The sequence below is a fragment of the Thermocoleostomius sinensis A174 genome (assembly GCF_026802175.1).
In the GTDB taxonomy this organism is placed as follows: Bacteria; Cyanobacteriota; Cyanobacteriia; order Elainellales; family Elainellaceae; genus Thermocoleostomius; species Thermocoleostomius sinensis.
The window spans coordinates 1,220,878-1,246,484 of the sequence record NZ_CP113797.1 but is presented as its reverse complement, the minus strand read 5'-3'; the positions used below and the strand labels follow the sequence as shown (position 1 = coordinate 1,246,484).

Here is a 25,607-nt window from a genome sequence, read left to right as displayed (position 1 = left end):
CCTCGTCCTATCGATTCAACTTGCGCCAAAATTCTTGCATAATCTGGTTTGGGCGATCGGTTCCCTGCAAGCGATTGGATTCACCACTGGTTGTTGCATCAGCATTTTTGTCAGGCTCGATCGGGTCTAGTTGAATGGCGGCTTCTTCTGAAAGAGGTGGTACTGCCACATCGTCAGGGATGGGTGAGACCTCGATCGCAGAGGACTCCGCTGAGGCGGCAGGGGTTGGTGCAGTGTGAGTTGGAACTGGCGAGAACCCCGCAGGCGGCACACCGTTGATGCTATTGAGGTAACGCTGAACAAACACAGAGACGATCGCTGTTGCCACGATCGAACAAATACCCACCACGCCGCGCATCATCAAGGTTGCAAAATCCTTCATGGTCTTCCTCATGCCGTGCAACAACAGACTACTATAGCGGGTTTAGATGAATTGGAGGAGGAAGAAATAGATGCCTGGCTGAGTAGCTGGAACTTGATGCACTCACCCATTTTCTTGCTTTGTGACAACGTGACAACTTCTCTCAATATGAAGCTTTGTTACAATTATGAGGTAGCATCAAACTGAACATCCATGCATCTGACTTGGTTAGACAACAACTCCTGGCTGATTGAGATGGCAGGGCAGCGGATTCTGCTCGATCCGTGGTTGGTGGGGCCGCTGGTGTTTGGCAATCTTCCCTGGTTGTTTACTGGAAAGCATTCGCAGCCGCGCCCCATTCCTGAAGCAGATCTGTTGTTGTTGTCCCAAGGCTTGGAAGATCATGCTCATCCTGAAACCCTCCAGCAGATCGATCGTATGATTCCGGTGGTTGCCTCACCCAATGCGGCTAAGGTGGTGCAAGGATTGGGATATGTCAACGTCACACCTCTGTCGCATGGTGAGCACTTCACTCTTGCCGATCGGCTTGAAATCCAAGCGGTACCGGGAGATCCGATCGGGCCCTTTTTAGTAGAAAACGCCTACATTCTCACAGATCTAGAGCGGAATATAAAACTTTATTACGATCCTCACGGTCATCATTCCCCTTCACTGCGCAATTTTGCGCCTGTTGATGTTATCATCACGCCCTTGATTGATCTACGCATTCCCTTGCTGGGGCCCATCATCCAGGGCGGAGAAACTGCACTCCAAGCCGTGCAATGGTTAAACCCGCAGGTGATTGTGCCAACTGCTGCGGGTGGTGATGTGGTGTTTGAAGGGGCGTTGGTGTCACTATTGCAGGCGAAGGGTAGCCCGGACGAATTTCGTCGTTTGTTGGAACAGCATCATTTAGCGACCCGGGTGATGCAGCCGACACCAGGACAACGGGTTGTGGTGGAGCTATCTCCAGTTGACGGCTAAGCTCAATTGACCGTTAAACTAAGAGGGATCAAATTTAAACGCAGTAAGGCGTTGTCTAATGGTTCGATCGCATTCTCAGCGCATGGGTTCCTCGCGGGTAGCCAAATCCCAAGCTTGCGCTTCTGACCTTGAAGATGGTCTGCCTGATGATGCAGTCCAAGGTGACTGGTGGGAGCGAGGCTTGGAAACTCATTTTGCAAATACTTTGCAATTAGTGACGTGTTGTTTGCGGGTAGATGAGCAGTTGCGTTGTGTACAAGCGAGTACTGCTGCTGCTGCCATCACTGGATTGCCGATTGAAAGTCACTTGAACGCAGCGCTGCGAGATTTATTTCCTCACTGGTCTTCTACCCTCGAGTACTGTTGCCAACAAGTGCTCAAAACTAAAGAATCTGTTGTAAATATTGCGCTAGCAGACGAGTTTGTTGCAGAAAACTCTACGGTAGAACCACCAACCGATCGTCGCACTTGGTGCGTCTCTTGCTTTTTTGTGGCCGCTCCCTGTCCTGCGGTTACAGTTTTGCTTGTAGAAACGAAACCCGATCAGCAAGCAACCTTGGATTCACATCTCAAACAGATTGATCGGACGCGCTCTATAACAAGCGGTCTGGTCTGCAACCTGCCATGTAACGAGATGGAATTTCGAGACGTTGCATCTGCTGAAGCTGAACTTTCTGACGATTTGGCTGACGATTTGGTCGCAACGGCACACCTGTCTCCTGATCTTTCTCCTGATCTAATTACCTTGGAAACGCTACAACAGCAGTTTGAACGCGAACGTATTATCAACAAGATTGCTATGCGAATTCTGCAATCACTGGAATTGCAGGAAATTCTTGATACGACCGTGACGGAATTGCGTCAGTTCTTGCACGCCGATCGCGTCATTATCAGTCAACGCAGCGACGAAGACCAGTATACCGTGGTTGCAGAATCCGTTAGTGACGAATGGCCGAATTGCTTAGGGAGTTTGATTCGCGATCCGTGGTTACAATCCCATCTGTGTTTGGAGTGTTTGGAGCACCAGCCGACGAAGTTGATAATTGATGATCTACAGTCGCTACCAGTCTCCGACGAGGTTAGAACTTGGGTAAACTCATTGCAAGTTAAATCAAGGTTAGCTATTCCGATCGGGTTTGGGGAACAGTTGTGGGGCATCTTATCGGTGCATCACTGTTCAGCCATTCATCAGTGGGAACCGTTTGAAATTGAACTGTCGGAAAAACTAGCGACGCAGTTGGCGATTGCCATTCAACAATCTGAGTTACACCAGCAAATTCAGCGACTCAATGACGAATTGGAGAATCAGGTTGCCACTCGCACGGCAGAGCTACAGGTTGCCTTTGAGTTTGAAGCCACCCTAAAACGCATCACCGATCGAGTGCGGGATAGTTTGGATGAAGATCAGATTTTGCAGGCAGCGGTGCGCGAATTGGCCTTGGTGCTACGAATTAGCGGTTGTAATGCGTCACTGTACGACCTAGAGCAAGGCACGTCCACCACCTGCTATGAATACACAAACTCAATTTCTCCCTACCAAGGACGGGTATCTAAGTTTTCGGCGGCGGCTGAACTCTATGATCAGTTATTGCGAGGGCAGTATTTTCAGTTTTGTTCGCTGGTTCCCAATCCCGAACGAGGGGTAGTATCCATGCTGGCTTGCCCAATTCTAGATGATCAGGAAGTAATTGGGGATTTATGGTTAATTCATCACAAGTCCTATGCGTTTACCGATCAAGATATTCGATTGGCTCAACAAGTGGCGAATCAGTGCGCGATTGCCATCCGTCAAGCGAGATTATATGAAAAATCACAAGCCCAGGTTAAAGAACTAGAACGCTTAAATCAATTGAAAGACGATTTTTTAAGTACGGTTTCTCATGAATTGCGTACACCCCTCTCCAATATCAAAATGGCGATTCATATGTTGCGCACTGCTCCGACTGATGAGAAACGAGAACGCTACATGTCAATCTTAGAAGCGGAATGCAATCGCGAAACTGAATTGATCAATGATCTGCTCGATTTGCAAAAACTAGAAAACGATTCCTACTGCGTCACCATGGAACCGATTCAGTTACTTGATTGGTTGCCAAACGTCATTGCGCCATTTTCATCGCGTGCTCAAAACCGTCAGCAATCGCTGATTGTTGAAGCACCGGAAGTCGATCTAGTTCTGATGTCGGATCAGCGCTGCCTAGAGCGAATTTTAGCTGAATTGCTCAATAATGCCTGTAAGTATACTCCGCCGAATGGCACGATCGTCTTGCGCATTTTGCAGCAGCCGAGTATGGCGATCGACGAGAGTATCCGTCCTGTTATCAGCTTCATCGTCAGCAATCAAGCCAACATTCCTACGACCGAAATTCCGCGCATCTTTGAAAAGTTCTACCGCATTCCCAAAACCGACCCGTGGCAACAAGGCGGTACAGGACTAGGATTAGCTCTGGTAAAGAAGCTGGTAGAAACACTACAAGGAACTATTAGTGCCAGCAGCCAAGATGGGTGGACGGCCTTGAGAGTGGATGTGCCTATGCTGCTCGCGTTTGAACCGTAGAATTTACATCTACATTTACATCTACTAGGAGCTTGGTAACGGACGTTGGTCGGGGACATCCGAACGCTCCAGCGTTTTGGGCAAGTGCCAGCCTAACACTAACGCTGTCACCGTTACGTACATGACCAGCGATAGCCACAACAGATGGTTGCTGTGCACATACCACGCCGTCACTGCTACAGGGATAAATCCCAACCCAAAGGCTATCAACACGGCATTTCGCAGCGTTTCGCCTGCTTTTAGCCCAATGAAATAGCCTTCCAACATAAACGCCACGGCCGTAATTTCCAGCAGCGGCAACAGCCATAGGGTGTAGTTGGTGATGTGGGCATTGACTTCTGCATGATTTGTAAGCAGTCCAAATACCGTTTCTGGAAACAGGATTGAAACTAGCGCAAAGGTAAGGGCGATCGGCAACGTTGTCAATACTGACACGATCAACACCGGCAACAACCGATCGATCGTGCCTTTACTTTTGAAATTACCAATTAGCGTTTGCGTCGTCATTCCAACCCCTTGAATTGTGAACTGACTCAAGAGGGCAATTTGCAACAACAACCCATTCTGCGCGAGTGTGGTTGTTCCCATGGCCGAACTTAGGTTGGTGAAAATGGCATACGTGGAAATGAGCACCAAAAACCGAATCAAAATATTACCCTTTAGTGCCACCGTTTCCTTCAGCGCCGCCCAATCAAATATCTCTGACCACGCCGCCGAAACTGCCGTCCAGGGAACAATAACGCCCATGCCAATTAGTCCAATCAGCAACGATAAGTATTGACTAGCAGCCGTTGCCAGTCCGGCTCCCGCGCTAGCCCAGCCCCATTGAGAAATCATCAAGTAGTCGAGCAACACATTAGACCCGTTGCCGACGATCGACATAACCAGCACCAGCCCATTCTTCTCTTGACCTAGAAACCAGCCAATCAAAACAAAGTTGAGCAATACAGCGGGTGCGCCCCAGATGCGAGCATAAAAATAGTCCACACCCGATGCTTCTACGTCTTGCGAGCCGCTAAGAATAGCAAATCCTGCTTTTTGGAGTGGATATTGCAGCAATAGGATCACAAGTCCGATCGCCAGGGCAATAAGACCGCTGCGCACTCCTGCCAACACAATCGCTTTTGGATCATCACGCCCCACTGCTTGCGCTGTGATAGCATTTGTACTCGATCGCAGAAACTTCAGTACTCGATATAAATAATCGAACAGGATAGACGCCAAAATGACGCCAGCCAAATGTCGAATGTCGGTCAAGTGCCCCAGGAAGGCCGTATCCACTAGCCCCGCCAAAGGTACCATCATATTAGAGAGCACGCTGACCGATGACAAACGGTAGAAACGAGGCAAAAAATTGTAGTGACTTGGAAGTGCAAACGGCATTGCGATCGACCTGCAAACATTTATCTACGATACTACTAGACTGTTTGCAGAATCGAGAGAGGAGGAACCGAAATTGAAGGTTGAACTAGCCGCTCCTGATGATGCATCTCTACAACTGCACCTAAACCAAATCAAGAATCACTGGAGAGGATTCCTATGATCTGCGACGGCGGCTCGAAGTACTGCGCGGGCTAGACTTGGCTGACGATGCTGTAGACCGGCGGCGCGTGCGAGTAGAGCGGACAGGTTCAGCTTCCTCGATCGGTAGAGGCTCAGACGCTGTTTCTTTGTCCGCACGTCCGCGTTTGCGAGCAGGCGCATCGGAGATATCATCGGTGTCATCCTCGTCATCGACGGCGGCTCCACTGGTTGCTGTGAGTTTGGATACAGCATCGGTATCGTCCACCTCATCAGACACAGCCTTTCTGCGGCGACCACGGGTGGTTTTACCTGCACGTTTACCCGTCCGATCGCTGCGAGTGAGCACATAGCGCTTCAAAGTCGAGGGTTGAATATCGATTCCCTGTTGAGCCAGCATGGGAACAAGTTCTTCATAGCTATAGCCCTTCGCCAAGGCGGCTTCAATTGATTCTCGCAATCGTTCGATCGTTTGCCGCAGAGAGAGCGTGTCCGGTGTTTTTTCCGGTAACTCTTGCAGAAAAATTCCAACCTGTTCAACGGTTTGTTTGGATACAAACTTTGCCCTAGATCGTTTCAAGACTTGAGTTGCCATTAGTTGCCACGAGACGGAGTGTTCTATTACCTATTCTAAGTCTGATTTTGAAAACAGGAGAACAAATATGGAGAACTAAGAATGAATCATGTAGAGAATTTTCATCGTTCATGCATTTTTCTGCAATCATTCTGCAATTGTTCTGGTTTAGTTCCACCGTCAATGATGCTCGAAACCTGTGGGGGCAATCGAGGAAAACAGCCTGAAACCCTAGAAGCATTCAGCTTTTCCGCTACCACCAGAATAGGAGATCGCGTAGATCAAAATTGGCGGCCAATGCACCTGCAAGGGCAGACGAAACAACACCAGTTGTGGCTGTCATGACTAACCACCAAGCAGCGGTAGCAGCGGCTCTGCGAGTCTCATCTAGCCGCTGTTGAGTTTGTTGCTTGGCGGCATGAAGGCGATCCTGAGCAGCTTGTTGAATCAAGTCTACCTGTTGCAGCGATCGATCGCGCCAAGCTTCCAATTGTGTTACCAGTGATTGATTGAAGCTTGCCAATTCAGATGAACTTTCTAACAGTTGATTCAGCGATTGACGCAGAGTGACATAGTTAATCAATGAACCCCCTCCACGGGATGGAGCGTGTGCTTCATGGTTTGATGAATTGGGGGTAGATGACTCAGCATCCATTAAATTAGTTGCAGTCATTGAACTGCGAATTTTGTCGAGGGCGATCGACAAAATAAGGGGAACCAAACTTGGCATCTCAGCAGGCATGGTTGTTTTCAGCCATTGCAACAACGTTGGTAGATTAGCAAGCAGTTGTTCCAGGCTAGCTTCTGACGCCGATTGCATCAGTTTTGTCGTCAGTTGCGCAATTGACGACTGGGTAGTGCCATCAGAATCGTCAGTCTTTTTAGTCTCTTCGGAGGCAGTAGATACTTCTGCCTCCGGTTCGGCCTTATTTAGAAAATCTGTCCAGGTTTCCTGCAATTGATCGAGCAGTCGCGTTTTCTTTTTATCGCTTAAATCATGGCGCTGTTCTAAAATTTGATGCAGTGCATCCCGATCATAGAACTGATCGAGGTTGGGATTTGTAGAAATTCTCACATGCGACTCAAACTTAGCCTGAGTTGCCTGCCACATGTTTTGCAACTGACGATCGAAGCGTTTGGGAGCCAAGGCTTTCGGGCTAGCAATCTGTAGGTAGGATTCTACCTGTTGCCAAAAATCGATCGCAATGTCACTGGTGGTGGCAGACGATTTAGTCGCCGTCGTTTTAAGCGCAAGAGAGGCATTACTATGAGGAAACGGATCAGGCGGTAACGATTGCAGTTGGGTTTCGAGCAACTGGCGTAAATTTTCCGGGTCAAGAACAGCTTGCATCTCCTGCATTTCTTGTTGCAACGCCAGCAGTTGTTGATCGGTGGGCAATGCCTCGGTCTCAGAGCGACTGAGTGCTGTTCCAATGGTGGAAAGAAGCTGCCGAAACCCACCAGTTGTGGCTCCTACAATCGCTCCTACGACTGAACTCATTGCGGTTGAACTGAGCCAAATTAACAGTAAAAAATAGGCAGACCAAACCACAACGCCTTCGATTGCACCAGCGATAGGATCAACGGCTTGACTAAATTTAGCGGCCAGAAAGCAAGCAACAAAGAGCACAAAATTAACGGTCAGTAGAATACTAAAACCCGCCATTGTGCCAATACCACTAGCGCCTCTGGGTTCTTGTCCGGTTAGTTGGGAAGAATCAGCCGACGGGGTGTTCGAGCGTGAGTTGGATTGGGTGTCCTGGTTGAGTGACTCTGATCGATCGGGTGTGGCAAGACTCCAGACGGATAGCCCTATGGCGATGCCTAAACTGGTCAGCAAAAACTGAAACGCAAATGCTGTCAGCAATCCAACTACCAAGGCGGTAAGAATTTGTGTCCAAACAGAGCCAATATCCATCGATGCAACCACCCGAATGCAGTAAGCAGGATAGTGTAGCCCGATTCAGTTGGTAGCGGCTACCCATAAAAACCTACTAAGCCTCTTAGCTTAGCGATACTTGCACCAACGACGCCTCTGGCTAGAAGCAGATTTTGCAATTGGCGTGGTCATTTCGCTACAAAGTTCCATAAATATCTTGAAAAATACCAAATTGGGTTTCACTGCCCATCACCAGAACCTGCATCAGGTCGTACTGCCATTGATACAGCGAATTTTCAGCATGGGCTGCAACGTTACGCAGTTTATTGATTTGATCAATCGCAGACGCGGCCGCCACCTTATGTTTCAAGAGCCAGTGGGCCACGGCATGATCCCACTGATTCAAGAAAGCATTAATGCGATCGCGATCGGGTTGATGCACCTGATCCCATTTAATCGTGCAGTAAAAATCCTCTTCGGGTAGCTGCGTACAGGTTGTCAAAATGGTGTCGCGAAATGAATACCATTGTGACGACAACAGCGGCGGCAACATTCCCAAAGTATAGCGTTTACGAGGCCGCAGCGTTACCCCACCAATTTCATCCAAGCCATCGTTGTTGAGTAGAAATTGATGTAATTGCCGAAAGAAGGGTTGAATCACTTCTCGTTCCACCGCACATCCGAGCCGCAATCCTGCTTCAGAGTAATCGGTGACAGACGCTGTAAAGGTTTCAGCTTGAATCGAGTAATAGTGCTTGAGGGCAGCAGTTAGATCCTTTTGACTGTGAGGATTCAAACATTTCCAAACGCTATCACCAAGTTGCGATCGAGCTTGATGTTTAAGTTCCTCGGGTTTCGGTAGCGGTTTGTGTTGGCTAAGCTGCTGTTGCAGTTGGGCAATTTGTGTTTCGTGATTTTGAACCAAAGTTTGTCGCTGTTGTAACTCAGATTGCAGCGTTTGAAATTGTTGCTGTTGCTCTTGCGACAGTTGCGTCAATTGACGATCGAGCATTTGCAACTGCTGATTGAGCATTTCAATCTGCTGATCTTTGGCTGCCAGCAGGTGATCTTTCGCTTGAATGAGCAGCATTTTTTCGGCGAGATCGAGCGCATTCAATGCTGCCCGAATCAAGTTGAAATAGTGTGGATGAGACACATCAATTTCTCTGGCATCGTCTCGTCGCTTGCCCAGTAAACCGCGTCGTTGTTGTGGTTGCACTGTGAGAACTTGTCCTTCCCAATTGCGAATGCGCAATTCGTGATTTTCACCCACTTGCAAAAGTCCGCAGGTATATTTGCGCTTGTTGTAGTAGAACTCAATGCGAGGAGAACTGATTTTAGCAGAGATTGTATTGGAAGCAGTATTGGATGTCGTATTGTTTGCACTGTCTTGATTCGACTGAATCTCCTCCGAACCCTCGGCAACAGACATAGGGTTTGCGGGAGAGGGCGAGGGCGGCTCGACCGGATGCGTAATCGATCGAGCCAACGATTTCGATCGCCGCGCCATGGACGGTGAAGATTTCGGGGGTGGAGATTCTGATGCAGAATCCGCTCCTAGCAAGGTTGGCGATGGAGATACCGCTCCAACCCCCGTCGATCGATCGTGATCCGTCATCACAGATTGAATCGTGGGTTGAGTTGTTATGTCAGCCAGTTCCCCTTCTCCATCATTTCCTTCAGGAACTCGCACCCCAACCAACTCTAGCTCCACCGTCTGCACGCCATTCCAATCATTCAACCGCAGTCGATATGCCACATCCAGCGGACTCGTCAGGGGATAGAACTCACCCCAGCGCCAGGCGATCGCTTTGATGGATGTTGGTAATTGGTAGTTGGTAATTGAAGGTTGGGACTCTAAAGTTATTCCGACTCCGGACTCCGAACTCCGGATTCCCGATTCCTGCACCAACGTCAACTTCAAGTGTGCCTGTTGCCGTCCAATCGCCTTTTGATCCAGAATCCGAACATTGGGCGTCCAGAACACCGGATCGGGATTCTCAATGCCGCACGGGTGTAACACGTCGAGTTGTTTGTAGAAGTCCAGCGTGAGGTCGCTGAAGTTGGCTTGTGCGTCGATTGTCACCAATGGCTTTAGATACTGGGGTTGCAGTTGTCCATGGGCAAACAAACGCAATTGCGATCGAAATGCTTCTAGGTTTTCTGCCTTCAGCGAGAAGCCGCCCGCCGCTCGGTGTCCGCCATATTTCTCTAATACCGAATCACAGAATTGTAGCGCTTCAAACACATTAAATTCGGGAATACCCCGGGCTGAACCGCGAATGTGGTGCTCGTCCTCCTCTTCATAGGTGCCAATGAACACGGGGACGCCATAGCGTTCCACTAGTCGCGACGCCACAATACCAATGACGCCATGATGCCAACCAGGTTGCACGACAACTAACACCCGCTCGTGCTGACAATTGATTGCACGTTGTTCACACCAAGCGATCGCCTCTTGCTCAATTAATTCACACAATCGTTGCCGCAGTTGGTTGACTTGTTCACATTTCATCGCCAATTCCAAGGCGCGACCCTCATCGTCTGTGGTCAGCAAATCAATCACAATTTGCGGGTCAGCAATGCGACCAATGGCATTAATGCGTGGCCCTAAGCGAAAGCCGATCGCCTCTGGTTTCAATTCTTTCTCGTTGCTCAGCCCTGCCACTTGGATCAATGCCTGTACCCCCGGCAGCCGCGATTTGGGCAGTAATTTTAGCCCCCGTTTCACCCAGCGTCGGTTTACCCCGGTCAGTGGAGCCAAATCCGCGATCGTGCCCAGTGTAAACAACTCAATTAAGGGTGTCGTCAGGTCTTGAGTTTTCTGAAGGCATTGTGCTAAACAAATTGCCAGAATATACGCTACGCCCACTCCTGCCACCCCACGATAGGGCGATGCTTCATCAATTAGCTTCGGATTTAAGATGGCATTTGCAGGCGGCAATTGTTCTGGAATATCGTGATGATCTGTAACAATCACCGTTAAACCCAGTTGTCTGGCACGGGCGATCGGCTCATAGGCGGCAATACCATTGTCCACCGTCAGAATTAATCCCACCCCTTCGTTGTAAAACTCTTCGACAATGCGCTGATTAATGCCATAGCCTTCCTGCATCCGGCTGGGAATGGCATACTCCACGATCGCTCCCATCACCCGCAAGGCTCGCAGCAGCAACGCGGTACTGGTCATGCCATCGGCATCATAATCGCCGCAAATGGCGATGGGTTGATGGGTTCCAATCGCTCGCAGCAATAAATCTAGGGCGATCGGTAGATCGGGGAATTCTTCTAGCGGTGATGGCAATCGCTGTAATTCGGGGTTGAGATAAGTTTCGGCCGCTTCCGGCGTATCGATACCACGATTGAGTAGCACCTGGGCTAACAGCGGTGAAACCTCAGTCAGATCAGCCAATTGCACCGATCGCACTGGGTCGGCTGATGCAATTTGCCATCGTTGGTTGGGAAATCGAGACACAGACAGATGGGGATGGAAGAGTCATTCACTTGAGCAACCAGTTTATATCAATGTGGGTAGGACGAATATACTAAGCGGCATAATCACTACCTCAATTGTCAAGTCAAGAATTTTAAGCCACGTTGCATTAAATGCTCTGCTAATCGATAAACTATTACTTTCCTCAGACCGATTTCATAGCAAAGTGGGCAATCTAGTGGACACTTGCCTTGCAGCGTGGCAATTGCGACTAGCAAAAAGCTCGCCAACCCACTGTATCCCTTACCCTGATGGGACTACTCAGTGCTGTAGTATTAAGCACCCCTGTTCAAACCACAGATTCGTGAACTCTACCATTGCTAATTATGTCTAGCCTACTGACGTCTGCCTGTTTTTTAGCTAATATCTGGCTGATGATTTACCTCTGGCAGCGAAGAACACTTTATCTGCTTGGTGTTAGCACTCTTAACGAGAGTCGCTTCTAACTCCCAATCCCTGATCTACCCCCTACTGATGTGTGAGGAAGTTCGTGTCCAAAAGTTTTTCAACCTCCCCTAAAGTTCTGAAGCCGCCAGTCAGTCATCGTCGCAAGTGGCTCTGGCTTCTCTTAAGCTTGATCGGGGTGGCCAGTGTATCAGCGTCGGCTGGCGCATTGCTTGCCGTCACGATCGCTGGTACACCCTTTATGCATCGAGCCTTCACTGGAACGAGCAAGCCTGTCTTTGAGTTCAACCACGATGAACCCATTTCCACAGGCATGAACTTTCGGCTACCAAAGCTAACTCGCCCAGTTAATATTTTGGTGCTAGGCACCAAGATTCTAACGTCCGATGTGGTAGATCCCCCTGAAGAATTGCGTGACCAGGGGTACCATGCTTTGGTTAATCGGCTTGATGGTTTAACGGATACTATGCTGCTGGTGCGGTTCAATCCTCAGACGCATCAAGTAGCGGTGCTGTCATTGCCACGAGATACTCGAACCTGGGTAGAAGGGGCAGGCTTAACCAAGCTAAATGAGGCTAATCTGTTAGGTGGCCCGGCGTTGACGGCGCGATCGGTGAGCGAATTGTTGGGAGGGGTGAGCATCGATCGTTATATTCGCATTAATGTGCAAGGGGTAGAGAAACTGATTGACGCCCTGGGCGGGGTAACGGTGTATGTGCCGCAAGACATGAAATATCAAGACGATAGCCAACACCTTTACATCAACCTTAAAAAAGGAGAACAGCACCTCAACGGCGAACAAGCCATGCAGTTTCTCAGATTCCGCTATGACGAATATGGCGATATTGGCCGAGTGCAACGCCAGCAGATGTTAATGCGAGAATTGATGGAACAAGCCTTACAGCCTTCTACCCTACCTCGATTGCCACAAATTCTTTCGGTCATTCAATCGAACCTTGATACAAACCTCAGCGTGGAAGAGTTGGTAGCCCTGGTTGGGTTCGCTGCTCAAACCGATCGTCCCAATGCTCAAATGTTGATGTTGCCTGGTGGGTTTGATAGCGAAACTGGGGCTGGCTATTGGTTGCCGTCGCACAGTGAGATTGACATCATGGTGCAGCAGTATTTTGGTCATACTCAGGCTACCTATGGATACGAGTTGCCTAGTGGTGCCGCCTATGTTCGAGTGGTCGTACAAGACAGCACGGGTGATGCCTATGCGCTGCAAAAGTTAATGAATCTCTTGGGAAATGCGGGCTATGGCAATGTCTATGTCGAAGATAAATCCTGGGAACAGGACTTGCCAGACACACGCATTATTGCTCAACACGGCGATATCCGTAATGCCGAAGCTATTCACAAGGCGCTGGGGTTTGGGGAAGTGTTGGTCGAAAGCACGGGCAATTTAGAGTCTGATATCACTATTCGTTTGGGACAAGATGCTCTACAAATCTTGCATCCCCCTGCTGATATTCCAGATGCCGAATATCCGATCGAATCGCCAGTACCAGAAGCCGCTGCGATCGAATCTGGGCATGAGTCAGTGGACCCAAGCGGCGCGATTGATCCAGCCATCGACGACTTATCGCCAGACAATGCCCCTACCGTTTGGGAAACTGAACAATTAGAGGTACTATCCGAGGAACTGCCTTCTTCGGTGCAACTTGACTAGTCCGACATTCACGTTCAAACGCAGCTATCATCTATCATCGTTATTGGCAGAACACTACACTGGCAGCACACAAGACGATCGGAAGGACAACTACTACGATGGCATCTTCTCCTCCCACAGTTTGGCACTACAAACCTTGGTGGTGTCAGCCGTGGTCAATTGTTCTCACTGGAATTGTGGCGATCGGCGGCAGTTGGTGGCTCTTGCGCCTGGTTTGGGTGACGGTGCTAGTGGCGATTCCTGTTTTGGTCTGGATGGGCTTCTTTTTGTTGATCTATCCTCAGGTGATGGCGAACGACCTAGCGAACCTCGCCAATGAACAAACACAAGCCTCTGATGGGGCTACTGATGGGGCTACTCACAGGACCGCCTCTAGAGATTGAGCACCTGACTCGCGGTTAGCTGTAAGGAAGTCCCTGATCAAATCCCTGATTCGAGTTTCGATCGCCCCATCCCCCGCAAATTCCTTCGCTTCATAGAATCCATGTTCTAGGGTCAATCCTGTTACTTTCGAGCGCCAATACCCTGACCAACGCCACAAACAACCGTTTGGCAATCAGCAAATTGATCCAACTTGCGGGTAGCATCTCCACTAGTCCCCCATTGATCAGTTCATAACAACAAGGATCTGTTCCGTTGTCAGGCGACGGGTTTCCTGTTGATTTGCCTCCTCCAACTTCTTGGCAGTGACCACCATCAACCAAGCATCTCCGATCGACTCGTCGCATTGATGCGATCCTATTGCAATTCTGCAAAGTGGTCCCGCCTTTAGAGTTTCTGAAGCAGCTAACGCTCCGGAAAACGGCTGTGAGCATTGCGATCGGCATTTGGCTAAACAATCAAAGTTAAAGATTTATGGGATTGATGAGGTTCATAAGCTTCTTTATATGAATTCTCGATGGATTTCTGTTGCTCAATCATGATGTGTTGTTGAGATGACTGAAGTTGTATCTGTCCGTCGTTGTGAACCCTGTTGCTATTATGATTCAACTTCTTCGCTTCCTCAGCTTACCGATTGCCATTACGATGGCAGTGACCGGCAACGCATCGATCGCCTTGGCTACCACTCGCATAGAATTTGCCTCAAACAGTTATTGCGGAGCATATGCGGGTGACTTCTCTAGAGGCAGAGAGTTTGTGTTGAATATAGGTTCTGGACAGACACTAACCCTGAGAAATATTGGCAATGGGACGCAGTACACCGCCTATGTTTCTGGCCCGAACGGACAAATTTACGGCGACCAAGTGGAGTTCGACCAAGTAAACTATTGGATTCCTGAAACGGGCGACTACTATATCTACATTCAGTCCAGCACTGGGTATAATGCGGTAGAATTTTGCGCTTACTAAGTTCTATCGCACTTCAAGCAAGAAAGTGCAAGCAAGAAAGTGACAGATCGCGTGCTGGCTCAAGGGCTTAGAAGCAACTTAGTTCTATTCTTGCTGAACTAGAAGGCTTGTAATGGTTTGCGGGGAAATATGACAAGGCTAAAACAACTTCTTGTTGCCGGCATCTTGGTGATTAGCCCAGGGGTGACAGCGGTTTCTGCCAAAGCTGATGTAATGGTTCAAGCCACTGAAGCCAATCGCGCCATGTATCGTCAGCAACAGGAACGGCAAATTCGTCCAGAGCATTACGACCTGAACCTGCGCCCTGTGAATAATGCCAATGAAAGCTTTTGGCGCAACCTGCTGTGGACTACGGCGATCGTTGAACCGCAAGCCCCCTATGTAGCCGAAGCGATCGAGCAACTGATGAGCTTGGCAACTCGCTCCAATTTGACCACAGCCCAACAGCGCACCATTGATATGGCAATGCAGGTAGGAACGCAGCTTTATCTAGGGCATCCAACCGTGTACAGCCGCCTAGAGCCAACCTTGGTGCAAACGATCGAGCACAGCCCCGATCCAATGTGGGTGGCGATGGCGTTTTCAGCCCTAGTGCAACGTGGACTAGACCCAGCCTCACAGCAACAGTGGGCCACCGCTATTCAGCAGCGCTTTCCTAATTGGACTCACAATGTTTACTTGTACGCCACGCTGCGCGAAGTTGCCGAATACAGCCAAACCCCGCCGCCGCTCTCTGATTTACTGGAGTGGACAATCGCGCCCCATCAACCCCACTTGTATGTCCTTTGCCGTCCCGATCGGGGTGTGCTATGTCAGGCAATTTTGAAGGATCGTCACGGTCGCTTCCTGACAGACAATGGACAGCTTTGGTCGGTGCCGCTGTCATTGCGATCGATCCATGATTTATCTTGGGTGTTTTCGCGGGGGCAGACACCGCAGGGAATTTATCGGATTCAAGGGGCAATTCCTCAGCCAGACACAGAGTTTTTTCGAGCCTTTGGGCAATTTTCACTGGTGAATTTATTTGTGCCGTTTGAGGCAGGTGTGCAAGAATTTGTGGTAGGGCGATCGGGTTCCTGGGTTGGGCTGTCTGACTATCAAGCACTTTTGCCTCCTGCTTGGCGCAATTACTTCCCGATTCAGCAGATCTACTGGGCCGGTAAAGCGGGACGGGCACTATTTCGCATCCACGGCACAGGCGAAGCCACGACGTTCTTTAGCAATAATCAACGCTACCCCACCAGCCAAAACTGGAACCCGACGATCGGTTGTTTGTCAGCGCTGGAGCTTTATGACGAGTCGGGACGCTTGCTAGCAGCAGATATGCCAAAAATCCTGGAGGCTCTGAGAACCGCAGGCGAACAAAACTTCACAGGATATTTAATTGTGGTGGATGTACCCGGCGATGAACCGATTCAAACTGAACTGGAAACGCTAAACCTTGCTAATTTGACACCTCAGCCATCTCAATCACCCGTCCGTCCAAGTCCTTAACGAGAAAATTCAACGGTTTGTCGCGACGGATTTTGAATTTCAGCCCATAGGATTGAACCCGCAACAGAAGCTGTTCTAAACAGTCGTGATCGAAACACACATGGCGCTGCCGATTTTTTGCACCTAGACTGGCCCCTGAAATCACATGCAACTGGGTGTTTTTCTTAAGCTGATACCATAGCCCATCTGAGTTTTTGTAGGCTTGGGTCGTCGGTTGGCTAAAGCTGGCCGTAGAGGCATACAGCGGATCGACACCAACGGCTCCTAGCGTTTGTTCATAGTTGTAGTAATAGTGCAGGGGCACATCCGCTACGGGTAAATCCAATAGTCCCTCATAGAACTGTCGAGCCAACTCAATGTCAGACACCATGACGGTGTAAACTTTGGGCGCACTCGTCAAAAACATCCACATCGCTCCAGCATAGGCAATCAGGAGCGCTACCATAATACCCTGCGTTGAGAGCAGGCTGTCTAAGGGCAGTGAGGGTAAAAACGAGGCGATCGTCTGCGATGCAAGTGGAAGCAGTTGAATAGGAGATTGAGCAACAGTAACCATGAACGCTAAATAAAGATCTCCGTAAAAGTCAATTAACAACGTCTGCACAAAAGCCTGCGCAAAATAGAGATTTTAAGGATATGTTACTTCCTGAATATTCTCAGTCTACCAACCCGCCCTTAATCTCGTCTAAGCTTGCCGTAAAGGATCAGGAATAAGCATTAAAGTAAGGCAAAGTTTTAAGTTTTGGCAAATTCTATGCATTCTGCGATGGAATCAGGTGGCGATCGAACTCGAGTCACTCGCCATCACAAGATTCTTGGCAACGACTGATTCGGCTTTTCCGTGATAGATAATGGGAAGAAAGGAACAAGTTGTGGCTCACCCTATAGAAAAGAGAGAAGACCAATGGCAGGTCAGCTATTGCTAGTAGATGATGAACCAGGGTTGCGAGAAGCGGTCAAGGCTTACCTCGAGGAGGAGGGGTTTACCGTCCATGTGGCTAGTAATGCTCGAGAAGGCTGGGAACTGTTGCAGCAAATTTCGCCAGAACTTGTGATTTCAGACATTATGATGCCGCAGGTGGATGGCTATCAGTTTTTGAAACAAATGCGCGAAGATCCTCGCTTTGAAAGCTTACCTGTGGTGTTTCTGACAGCCCGAGGTATGACCTCCGATCGAATTCAGGGATACAATGCGGGAGCTGATGCTTACATTTCCAAACCGTTTGATCCAGATGAGTTAGTGGCGATCGTGTCTAACATCTTGGCACGGCGGGCGGTTGTGTCTAAATCTGCTAGTGATGGTGAAACCCCTGATATTGCTGATATGGCTAGACAAATTGCTGAAATTAGAGCCATGTTGACCCAGCGCGGCAGTATCGCCCAAACTCCGGCTCCGATAAAAATTGACTTCACGCCGCGAGAGCAAAGCGTTTTGGAACTAGTGGCTGAAGGATTGATGAATAAGGAGATTGCTCGTCGCCTAGATACCAGTGTGCGCAACGTTGAAAAGTATGTCAGCCGCTTGTTCAGCAAAACGGGAACCAATAGCCGGACAGAATTGGTGCGCTATGCCTTGGAACATGGGTTGGCGAAGTGAGAGAGTGGACTAGTTTGGAAAACGGGAGTCGGGAGTAGAAGGATTGATGGGATGAAGGGTTGGGAGTCCCAGTTTGGTGCTCAGCGCGATTGGGTGTGGCGCGGTTGGCAGGTGCGCTATACCTATTTGCGCTCGCCGCTTGTGTCGAGTTCGTCCACTCCACTGCTGTTGTTGCATGGGTTTGGTTCGGCGCTGACGCAATGGCACGAAAACTTGTTGCCGCTCAGTCGATCGCATCCAGTATATGCACTGGATTTAATGGGCTTTGGTGGGTCTGAAAAGGCAGCCGCAAATTACAGTGTGGGGTTTTGGGTGGAGCAAGTCTACGAGTTCTGGCGCACATTTATTGGACGCCCGATCGTCTTGATTGGTCATTCCCTCGGAGCCTTGGTGGCATTGACAGCGGCGGTTGCCCATCCAGAGATGGTGCAAGAGTTGGTGTTGTTGACCTTACCAGCGGCACGGCAAGAGTTGTTGACTGGACGCATGCAGGCTTTGGCGGGCAAATTGGAGGCGCTGGTAATGACATCGCTGTTTACGCGGTTGGTGTTCTATTTTATCCGCCGTCCCCGTGTGATTCGGGCCGTGCTGCGAGCGGTGTATGTCAACCAGGAGCGGGTAACGGAGGAACTGGTGCAACGGTTTTTGCAGCCAGGATTCGATCGAGGAGCCGTGCGGGCCCTGACTCGCCTCACCAAGGCCCGAACTCGCAGCGATTTTGCCCGTGCGACCAAAGACCTGTTAGCCGAGGTACAAGTCCCAATTTTGCTGCTTTGGGGAGCGAACGATCGGGTGATTCCCTTGACATGGGGACGACAATTACCAACTCTCAATCCTCAGTTGAAGTTGGTAGAAATTCCAGATGCAGGGCACTGTCCGTATGATGAATGTGCGGAATGTGTCAATGCTGAAATTTTGGCTTGGTTGTCCGATCGGTCATCAACGGTTGCCCCCCTGACTGAAAAGCGGTAGGGGGGCTTCCACCCGTATACAGGGTAGCTCTTTAGACAAGACGCTGACCGTTCAAACCAATCCGGTTGCCACAACAAGCGTCTAGGTTACAGTGGTTTCACTAAACAGGCTGTGCAATCTGATAGGGACTGGTTAACCGATCGAGTTGTTTCACTAACAGGCTGAGGAATAGTCCTACGTCGGTGACAACACCCACCGATTCAACAGAACCGCGATCGCTCAGTTTTGTCACGACGGCAGGGTTAATGTCTACACAGACCATCTTCACGCCTGCGGGGGTCATGTTGCCAACGCCGATTGAATGCAGCATCGATGACAGCATTAGGATCATATCTGCGCCTTGAATAAGCTGCGCATACTCACGCTGAGCTTCCAGCAGATCCATACGCGTATCAGGCAGCGGTCCGTCATCGCGAATTGATCCTGCCAACGAGAACGGCACATTGTTCTTAATGCATTCATAGAACACGCCGCTTTGCAAAACACCTTGTTCCACAGCCTTGGCAATGCTGCCGCAGCGACGAATGGTGTTAATAGCCTTAAGGTGATGTCGATGACCGCCCCGTACCGATACGCCGCGCTTCATATCTACACCCAGCGAGGTGCCCATCATCGATTGCTCAATGTCGTGAACGGCGATCGCATTACCACCCAACAATGCCTGCACATATCCCTCGCGAATTAACCGAGATAGGTGTTCGCCGCCACCCGTGTGAATGACAACCGGTCCAGCCACCACCACCACCCGACCCCCTTGATCGCGAATGCGGCGCAGTTCCCAGCCAATTTGCTCGACGACCAGTTCGACTCGACGTTCGCTGGATACACCCGATCCCATAAAACTGAACTCTTTGTCGTTAGTGGTGCGCTGTTCCCGTGATTCGGTTTTGCGCACAGTGCGAATGCCGTCCACGCCCACGACCACCTTATCACCCTTCTTCAGGTCGCGCAGCAGCTTACATTCTGCTATTGGGCCCTCTGCGGTTTGGCTAACGACGATCGCCCCATCCATGCGCTGATTGTTGACCCGCACCCACTGGCAGTTGACCCGTACTTCTGTTGGGTAGATGGTGGTGACATAGAAATCATCAGGAGCGACGCCGTCTAGAGTCACTTCCTCAAGCGGATTATCACAGACCTCCTGAGGCCGCAGCCCGGCCCCCAAATCGATCAACTGGGACATCAGTTTTTCCATCACATCATGCGATGGCGCTGTGACCCGTACTTCCGCCGAAGATGTACTTTGCCGCTGTTCGCCCAAGCTGAAATTGAGTACTTGGAAGCTGCCGCCACCTTCCACAATTAAGTCGAGGGCGCGATTGATTAAGCCTGAATCTAACAAATGACCTTCTAGTTGAATTGTGCGACTTTCCACCGTCGCGGCGGCATGATGCACAGGTTGCAACGGTTCGGTCACGCGCAAGGTCAAGCATTTGGCTGCACCGCCCGCTTTCATAAATTCGGTCAGGGGTGTTTCAATGATATGGAACCCGACTTCTTCCAACCGTGCTTTCAAGTTATCGCTGGCTTTGTTCATCACGACAATGTGATCGATATTGACCGCATTGCAGGCAAAATTCACCGCATCCGCTTCATCAATCGCAATTCGTTTTTCTGGCGGCACCCGCATTTCAATAAGACGATTGGAATAGGCATCAAATGCGGGGGGATAGTAGAGCAAATAGCCATTGGTTAAGGGACAGAAGCAGGTATCCAGGTGATAGAACCGATCGTCCATCAGCCGCAGCGACAGTACCTCAATATCTAGCCACTTGGCCAACAGCGGATGTGAATCTAGTTCCGATCGAAATCCGTATCCTGCCCATAGCCAGCGCCCTTCGCGATCGAGCAGAGCATCGCCCGCGCCTTCAAATGGCAGTTCTTTGGGTAAGGTGTAAACGGTAAAACCCTGATCTTCAAACCACTGTTGGAAAAACGGTTCTTCGCCTTGCCGTTCCTTGTGATAGAAACGACTCAACACCACTGTTCTCTCTAGCACCAAGCCCGCATTGGCCGTAAACACCATATCGGGAACGCCTTGCTGCGGCTCAATTAAATCTACAATGGCGTGTTCTTTCAAAATGTGATACAGCTTTTGCCACTGTTCCGTAGCTCGATCGCGCGATGATTTGTGAACATTACCCTCCATCCATGGATTAATCACATAATCCACATCATAGTGTTTGGGAGAGCACATTAAAAAACGAATGGAAGAACTCATACGTGAACCTGTAATTTGACCTGAAATAGCAACAACAACCTTGTAAGCTTGAAAACCTTTAATGCGGCAACTCTGGGACTCAATCTGAGATTAGGAAAGGTTCTTGATCGTCAGTTCAGTCACCCCAGCCACTTTCCAAACCAAAATCACGATCGCGTTCGTAACAACGTAGTCAAACTTCTATCTTATTACGCCGAAGCAGTTCCATTAGGCAGTTATTACGTTTGTCAGCAATTCAACACAAAACCTAAGACTCGCTTCCCGCTCTCTGCTAGCTTAAAAACAGAATCAAGACACGGTTTATGAACCTTTGGCAAGCTGACTTTTATCGGCGTCCGTTACAGGATGAGGCTGGCAATCCCTTGTGGGAGTTGGTGGTTTGTGCTGCCGATCGATCCTTTACAGCCAGTGCCTACTGTCCACAGCCAGAAGCCAATTCTGCGTGGATTGCTCAGCAGTTACAACGCTGGATCGAAACAGAAGGAACGCCCGATCGGATTCAGGTATTTCGTCCCCAATCGGTTAGCCTGCTGCAAGCCGCTTGCCAGCCGTTGGGAATTGCTGTAGAACCCACTCGTCGCACGCCAGTCTTGAAGCAGCAGTTGCAAGCCAGAGTACAGGAATATCGCACGCTGCCCAATTACACCGGACAGCCCTATGAGCCTGTGCAACTAGAACAACCGCCTCCTGTGCCTTTGCCAGAAAATTTGTGGGGCAACCAATGGCGATTTGCGGCGATTGAAGCGCCCGAACTTCAGCGATTTCAACATCGTCCGATTCCCATTCTAGAAATGCCAGAGGTGTTTTTGCCGCTCAAGCTTCAGCTTCCTTCCACTGCCCTGATTCCCGGCGTGGTAATTGATGGTGGACGGCGATCGATGCCCTTGGCACAGTGGATTCAGCGGTCCAAACCCGTTGCCCTCAACTACATTCCTGGACAGCCGGATGGCTTAATCTTGGAAGCCGGATTAGTTGAACGTTGGATTTTAACAACCTTTGAAGATCCAGAGGTGATCACCGCCGCTAGAACCTTTCAACAGCGACAGCACACTGCAAAGGGGCTACATTTTCTCTTAGTTCAACCCGATGACTCCGGTATGACCTACAGCGGCTTTTGGCTACTGCAAAAAGAATTCTAAAGCTTGGGTCGATCGCCATCTAAGCCAGGGTATTTTTTATTCAAGCAATTAAAACTTGAGCCACCTTCTGCCTTCATGCTCGATCGCGATCGCTTGCATCAATTTATCCATGAACAAGAAGCTTTGCTGCATCAAGTCGATCGCATTTACTGGGAAGTGGAGGGTTGGCTGCAACAATCAAGGCAAATTGGCAGAACAGAATTTGCCCGCATCCTGGCTGAGCAAGAGCGATTATTACAGGATCAAACTGATCGTCTGAACCTACTCAAACAAGAATTAGGGCAACAGCAACAGCCGATTCCGCTGAACTCCCACAATCGGTTTCCCTATTTGGTTTTAGTGGAGATAGAGTCTGTCCCGGTGGCGATCGAGCAATCCTCTCCTTCACCCACCTCTCGGCTCGTTGATCTGAAAATTACTCTGCTAGTGATTTTTTGAGGTTTCTCGCAAACTAGGACTAGATCCCCTCAAAGACTATGCTGAAGCTGACTTAAGCAGTGTAGATTTGAGTCATGCCAATCTAGCCGGAGCCAATTTCCAGCGCACGAACTTGAGTGGCGCAGATCTAGGTATCGCCCTCGCAGGCTTTATTGCAACTGCCGCAAATTGACGAGTCTCCAGGTGTTTAGTTGGTTGAAACGTGGGAGCTAAGCCACCCAGACTGGTACAATATCCACGCACTCCAGCACGATCGAGGAGCTAGGGCAGAAATGGCAGATCAGGTCAAAATTGGCATCATTGGCGGCAGCGGCCTCTACAAGATGGAAGCGCTGAAGGATGTGGAAGAAGTGCAAGTGGAAACACCCTTTGGTTCGCCATCCGATGCGCTGATTGTGGGCACATTGGAGGGAACGCGGGTGGCGTTTTTGGCGCGGCACGGTCGCAACCACACCTACATGCCGTCAGAACTGCCGTTTCGAGCGAACATCTATGCGATGAAGAGTTTGGGGGTGGAATACTTGATTTCGGCATCGGCAGTGGGATCGCTTAAGGCAGAGGCCAAACCGCTGGATATGGTAATCCCCGATCAGTTCATCGATCGCACCAAGAATCGGGTTTCTACTTTCTTCGGCGAAGGCATTGTGGGGCATATTGCCTTTGGCGATCCAATTTGTCGCAACTTGGCGACCGTGTTAAGTGAGGCGATCGAGTCTCTGAATTTGCCCGACGTGACGCTGCATCGAGGTGGCACCTATGTCTGTATGGAAGGCCCAGCTTTTTCCACCAAAGCCGAATCAAATCTGTATCGTAGTTGGGGAGCCACGATTATTGGCATGACCAATTTGCCGGAAGCCAAGCTGGCCAGAGAAGCCGAGATCGCCTATGCCACGCTTGCACTTGTCACCGATTATGATTGCTGGCATCCCGATCACGACAGCGTTACGGTGGAAATGGTGATTGGCAATTTGCAAAAAAATGCCGTGAATGCCCAACGGGTGATTCTAGAAACCGTGCGTCGCCTCAGCCACAATCCACCCCCTTCTGATGCTCATTCGGCCCTAAAGTACGCCATCATCACACCACTCGACAAAGCCCCCGTTGCCACCAAAGAAAAGCTATCTCTCCTTCTCAAGAAGTATTTATAGGAGCTTGCAGCGATCGCCCCTGAAAAATGGCAACTAAACCAGTCACCCGATCGTCAGCAGTTATAGAGAGACGGCGCACAGTCAGGGAGGCAATTGTGGGTTTATTATCTTCATCGAGGGCAAATATTAAGGCAACTATCGTAGCAACTGTAATGGGCAGTAGTGTCTTGGTGTTGCTCTTAAGTCCATCTGCCCTAGCGGCCGAGCGCGTGGTATTGCGATACCGTATGTTTCAACGTTCGGTTCCCGTAGAAGATTTGACCACTTTTGTCGAAACCGGGGAAACTACGCGCCAACTGCGCAGCTACTTTCGGCTGTCTGGACAAGATCCAGAGCGGATCAGACGCGCCCTGGCCAATGAGGTGGAGGTGGATGTTGTACCGCTCGATCGCGTGTTAAACAGCTTTTTGGGAGATGCCATTCTCGATCAAATGGGCGGCTTTGTTCACACACCCTCAGGCACAGCTGATCGAGAAGCATTGCGATCAGCCCTGATTCTTTCCGCTAGCGACGACAACCGCATTAGCCTGATTGAAGTGATCCAAAACTATCCCACTCGCGAACTGCACGTAAACGGCAATCGAATTGTGGCTACCTATCGCCAAATTCAGAATATTCAAGAAACCATTACCAATGCACTAGAAAAAATCGGGTTACCTTGGACTCGATAGTGATTTCTCTGTCTCCTGTCCAGCTTCCTAGTAGGCTAGTGTCTCCAGGGTTTCGCGTAGATAACGATTTACAAGCTGGTCTAGCGTCGAGTCGGCATCACTATCAGTAATAGAGCGATCGGCCCGCCAACGTTGAAACCCAGAACTAGCGGCGATCGCTTGCTTTAAATGATTCCAGATCATATCGTCAGCAAAGTGGTTTGGAGTGGTTGATAGAGACGCCATAAAAAACCTCAAGAAACCCGACAGACAACGACGATAAACCGCACGCTGCAACAAAAATTTAACTTTTCTTTCTTCTTAGAATAGCGTAGCTGCCCGGCGAAGGTGTGTCGTTCTACACAACTCACCTGCTCTGGACGACATGTTCTCCTTGGCCTTTTCTGATACAAGTTATAAACAGATGTGCTGTTTGGAGACTCATGGATGCTCAGCCTGAAATTAATCTAGCCGAATTTATCGATCATGCCCTCCTCCTACCGGGTGCAACGGCGGACCAGGTAACTCAAGCTTGCTTGGAAGCCGATCGATTTGGCTTTGCCACAGTCTGCGTCTACCCGGTTCATGTGCGGCAGGCGGTGGATCTCTTACATCATAAACGTCCTGGTGTCTGTACCGTAATTGGCTTTCCTACCGGAGCCACAACCAGCGCTACAAAGCTGTTTGAAGCCCAAGAAGCTGTGGAAAACGGAGCCACGGAGTTGGATGTGGTGATCAATTTGGGCTGGTTGAAAATGGGCGAAACCGACAAACTACATCGGGAACTGGCCCAGATTTGTGAAGAAACCGATCGAACCGTGAAAGCCATTCTGGAAATGACCGTGCTCACCGAGTCCGAGAAGAAACTAGCGGCGGAGGTGTGCTTGGATGCAGGCGTTTCCTTTTTAAAGACAAGCACTGGCTGGCACGGAGGGGCGACCGTTGCCGATGTCAAGCTATTGAAACAAATAACTAAAGATCGAGTTGGCATTAAAGCCGCTGGCGGCATTCGCACCGTAGAACAGGCGATCGAGCTAATTCTAGCAGGAGCAACACGGCTGGGAACGTCTCGCGGGCCCGAATTAATCCGACAACGCGATAGGCTGGATAAGGAGAAGAGTCAAAAAGAATAGCGGTAGACCAAGTATGAAC

21 protein-coding genes and 1 pseudogene are annotated in these 25,607 nt (G+C 49.8%); 14 read left to right on the top strand and 8 right to left on the bottom strand.

Annotated elements, in window-relative coordinates:
• Positions 1–7 precede the first annotated feature (7 nt).
• The gene (locus tag OXH18_RS05410) at positions 8–382 is read right to left on the bottom strand and encodes a hypothetical protein (RefSeq protein ID WP_268611383.1); all 375 of its coding nucleotides are present in this window, start codon (positions 380–382) and stop codon (positions 8–10) included.
• Positions 383–574: 192 nt separating this feature from the next.
• Between OXH18_RS05410 and OXH18_RS05405 the strand changes: the two genes are divergently transcribed.
• Together OXH18_RS05405 and OXH18_RS05400 are read left to right on the top strand one after the other, a co-directional pair.
• A complete protein-coding gene (locus OXH18_RS05405; RefSeq protein WP_268611382.1) occupies positions 575–1,345 on the top strand; it encodes an MBL fold metallo-hydrolase in 771 nt (256 codons plus the stop codon).
• Positions 1,346–1,403: 58 nt separating this feature from the next.
• On the top strand, positions 1,404–3,902 hold the full coding sequence (locus tag OXH18_RS05400) for a sensor histidine kinase (RefSeq protein WP_268611381.1): 2,499 nt from the start codon (positions 1,404–1,406) through the stop codon (positions 3,900–3,902).
• A gap of 24 nt (positions 3,903–3,926) precedes the next feature.
• Here OXH18_RS05400 and gntT read toward each other — a convergent pair whose 3' ends face one another.
• From gntT to recJ, 4 genes and pseudogenes are all read right to left on the bottom strand, one after another.
• Positions 3,927–5,285: a guanitoxin biosynthesis MATE family efflux transporter GntT gene (gntT, locus tag OXH18_RS05395; protein WP_268611380.1), complete on the bottom strand. Its 1,359-nt coding sequence runs from the start codon at positions 5,283–5,285 to the stop codon at positions 3,927–3,929.
• 154 nt (positions 5,286–5,439) lie between these two features.
• Positions 5,440–6,018, bottom strand: coding sequence for a hypothetical protein (locus OXH18_RS05390; protein ID WP_268611379.1), 579 nt, complete (start codon positions 6,016–6,018; stop codon positions 5,440–5,442).
• Between the two features lie 232 nt (positions 6,019–6,250).
• Complete coding sequence (locus tag OXH18_RS05385; protein WP_268611378.1) at positions 6,251–7,915, bottom strand: hypothetical protein; 1,665 nt, start codon at positions 7,913–7,915, stop codon at positions 6,251–6,253.
• Positions 7,916–9,557: 1,642 nt separating this feature from the next.
• Positions 9,558–11,357: pseudogene (recJ, locus tag OXH18_RS25285) on the bottom strand (single-stranded-DNA-specific exonuclease RecJ); the annotation flags it as partial.
• Between the two features lie 502 nt (positions 11,358–11,859).
• Here recJ and OXH18_RS05375 point away from each other — a divergent pair.
• From OXH18_RS05375 to OXH18_RS05360, 4 genes are all read left to right on the top strand, one after another.
• The gene (locus tag OXH18_RS05375) at positions 11,860–13,446 is read left to right on the top strand and encodes an LCP family protein (protein ID WP_268611376.1); all 1,587 of its coding nucleotides are present in this window, start codon (positions 11,860–11,862) and stop codon (positions 13,444–13,446) included.
• 98 nt (positions 13,447–13,544) lie between these two features.
• The gene (locus OXH18_RS05370) at positions 13,545–13,829 is read left to right on the top strand and encodes a DUF6737 family protein (RefSeq protein WP_268611375.1); all 285 of its coding nucleotides are present in this window, start codon (positions 13,545–13,547) and stop codon (positions 13,827–13,829) included.
• Between the two features lie 598 nt (positions 13,830–14,427).
• Positions 14,428–14,796, top strand: coding sequence for a hypothetical protein (locus OXH18_RS05365; protein WP_268611374.1), 369 nt, complete (start codon positions 14,428–14,430; stop codon positions 14,794–14,796).
• Between the two features lie 129 nt (positions 14,797–14,925).
• Entirely contained in the window at positions 14,926–16,290 is a 1,365-nt protein-coding gene (locus OXH18_RS05360) for a hypothetical protein (RefSeq protein WP_268611373.1), read from the top strand.
• On the opposite strand, the gene OXH18_RS05355 is transcribed toward OXH18_RS05360, so the two are convergent.
• Entirely contained in the window at positions 16,241–16,846 is a 606-nt protein-coding gene (locus tag OXH18_RS05355; protein ID WP_315874628.1) for a glyoxalase-like domain protein, read from the bottom strand. The two genes, OXH18_RS05360 and OXH18_RS05355, sit on opposite strands and share 50 nt — an antisense overlap.
• 348 nt (positions 16,847–17,194) lie before the next feature.
• On the opposite strand from OXH18_RS05355, the gene OXH18_RS05350 reads away from it, so the two are divergent.
• Positions 17,195–17,887: a response regulator transcription factor gene (locus tag OXH18_RS05350; RefSeq protein WP_268611372.1), complete on the top strand. Its 693-nt coding sequence runs from the start codon at positions 17,195–17,197 to the stop codon at positions 17,885–17,887.
• A 51-nt stretch (positions 17,888–17,938) separates the two neighbouring features.
• Positions 17,939–18,859 carry an alpha/beta fold hydrolase gene (locus tag OXH18_RS05345; protein WP_268611371.1) on the top strand — a complete coding sequence of 307 codons (921 nt, stop codon included), beginning with the start codon at positions 17,939–17,941 and terminating at the stop codon, positions 18,857–18,859.
• Positions 18,860–18,959: 100 nt separating this feature from the next.
• Here OXH18_RS05345 and argZ read toward each other — a convergent pair whose 3' ends face one another.
• Positions 18,960–21,080, bottom strand: coding sequence for a bifunctional arginine dihydrolase/ornithine cyclodeaminase (argZ, locus tag OXH18_RS05340; protein ID WP_268611370.1), 2,121 nt, complete (start codon positions 21,078–21,080; stop codon positions 18,960–18,962).
• Between the two features lie 302 nt (positions 21,081–21,382).
• Between argZ and OXH18_RS05335 the strand changes: the two genes are divergently transcribed.
• From OXH18_RS05335 to OXH18_RS05320, 5 genes are all read left to right on the top strand, one after another.
• Positions 21,383–22,219, top strand: coding sequence for a Tab2/Atab2 family RNA-binding protein (locus OXH18_RS05335; RefSeq protein ID WP_268611369.1), 837 nt, complete (start codon positions 21,383–21,385; stop codon positions 22,217–22,219).
• Positions 22,220–22,222: 3 nt separating this feature from the next.
• Entirely contained in the window at positions 22,223–22,657 is a 435-nt protein-coding gene (locus OXH18_RS05330; RefSeq protein WP_268611368.1) for a hypothetical protein, read from the top strand.
• Positions 22,658–22,724: 67 nt separating this feature from the next.
• A complete protein-coding gene (locus OXH18_RS25280; RefSeq protein ID WP_315874627.1) occupies positions 22,725–22,829 on the top strand; it encodes a pentapeptide repeat-containing protein in 105 nt (34 codons plus the stop codon).
• 100 nt (positions 22,830–22,929) lie between these two features.
• Complete coding sequence (locus tag OXH18_RS05325; RefSeq protein ID WP_268613130.1) at positions 22,930–23,805, top strand: S-methyl-5'-thioadenosine phosphorylase; 876 nt, start codon at positions 22,930–22,932, stop codon at positions 23,803–23,805.
• Between the two features lie 152 nt (positions 23,806–23,957).
• Complete coding sequence (locus tag OXH18_RS05320; protein ID WP_268611366.1) at positions 23,958–24,476, top strand: alpha/beta hydrolase; 519 nt, start codon at positions 23,958–23,960, stop codon at positions 24,474–24,476.
• Between the two features lie 27 nt (positions 24,477–24,503).
• Here the strand turns inward: OXH18_RS05320 and OXH18_RS05315 are convergent, their stop codons facing one another.
• On the bottom strand, positions 24,504–24,701 hold the full coding sequence (locus OXH18_RS05315; RefSeq protein WP_268611365.1) for a hypothetical protein: 198 nt from the start codon (positions 24,699–24,701) through the stop codon (positions 24,504–24,506).
• Positions 24,702–24,898: 197 nt separating this feature from the next.
• On the opposite strand from OXH18_RS05315, the gene deoC reads away from it, so the two are divergent.
• Positions 24,899–25,588, top strand: coding sequence for a deoxyribose-phosphate aldolase (gene deoC / locus OXH18_RS05310; protein ID WP_268611364.1), 690 nt, complete (start codon positions 24,899–24,901; stop codon positions 25,586–25,588).
• Positions 25,589–25,607 lie beyond the last annotated feature (19 nt).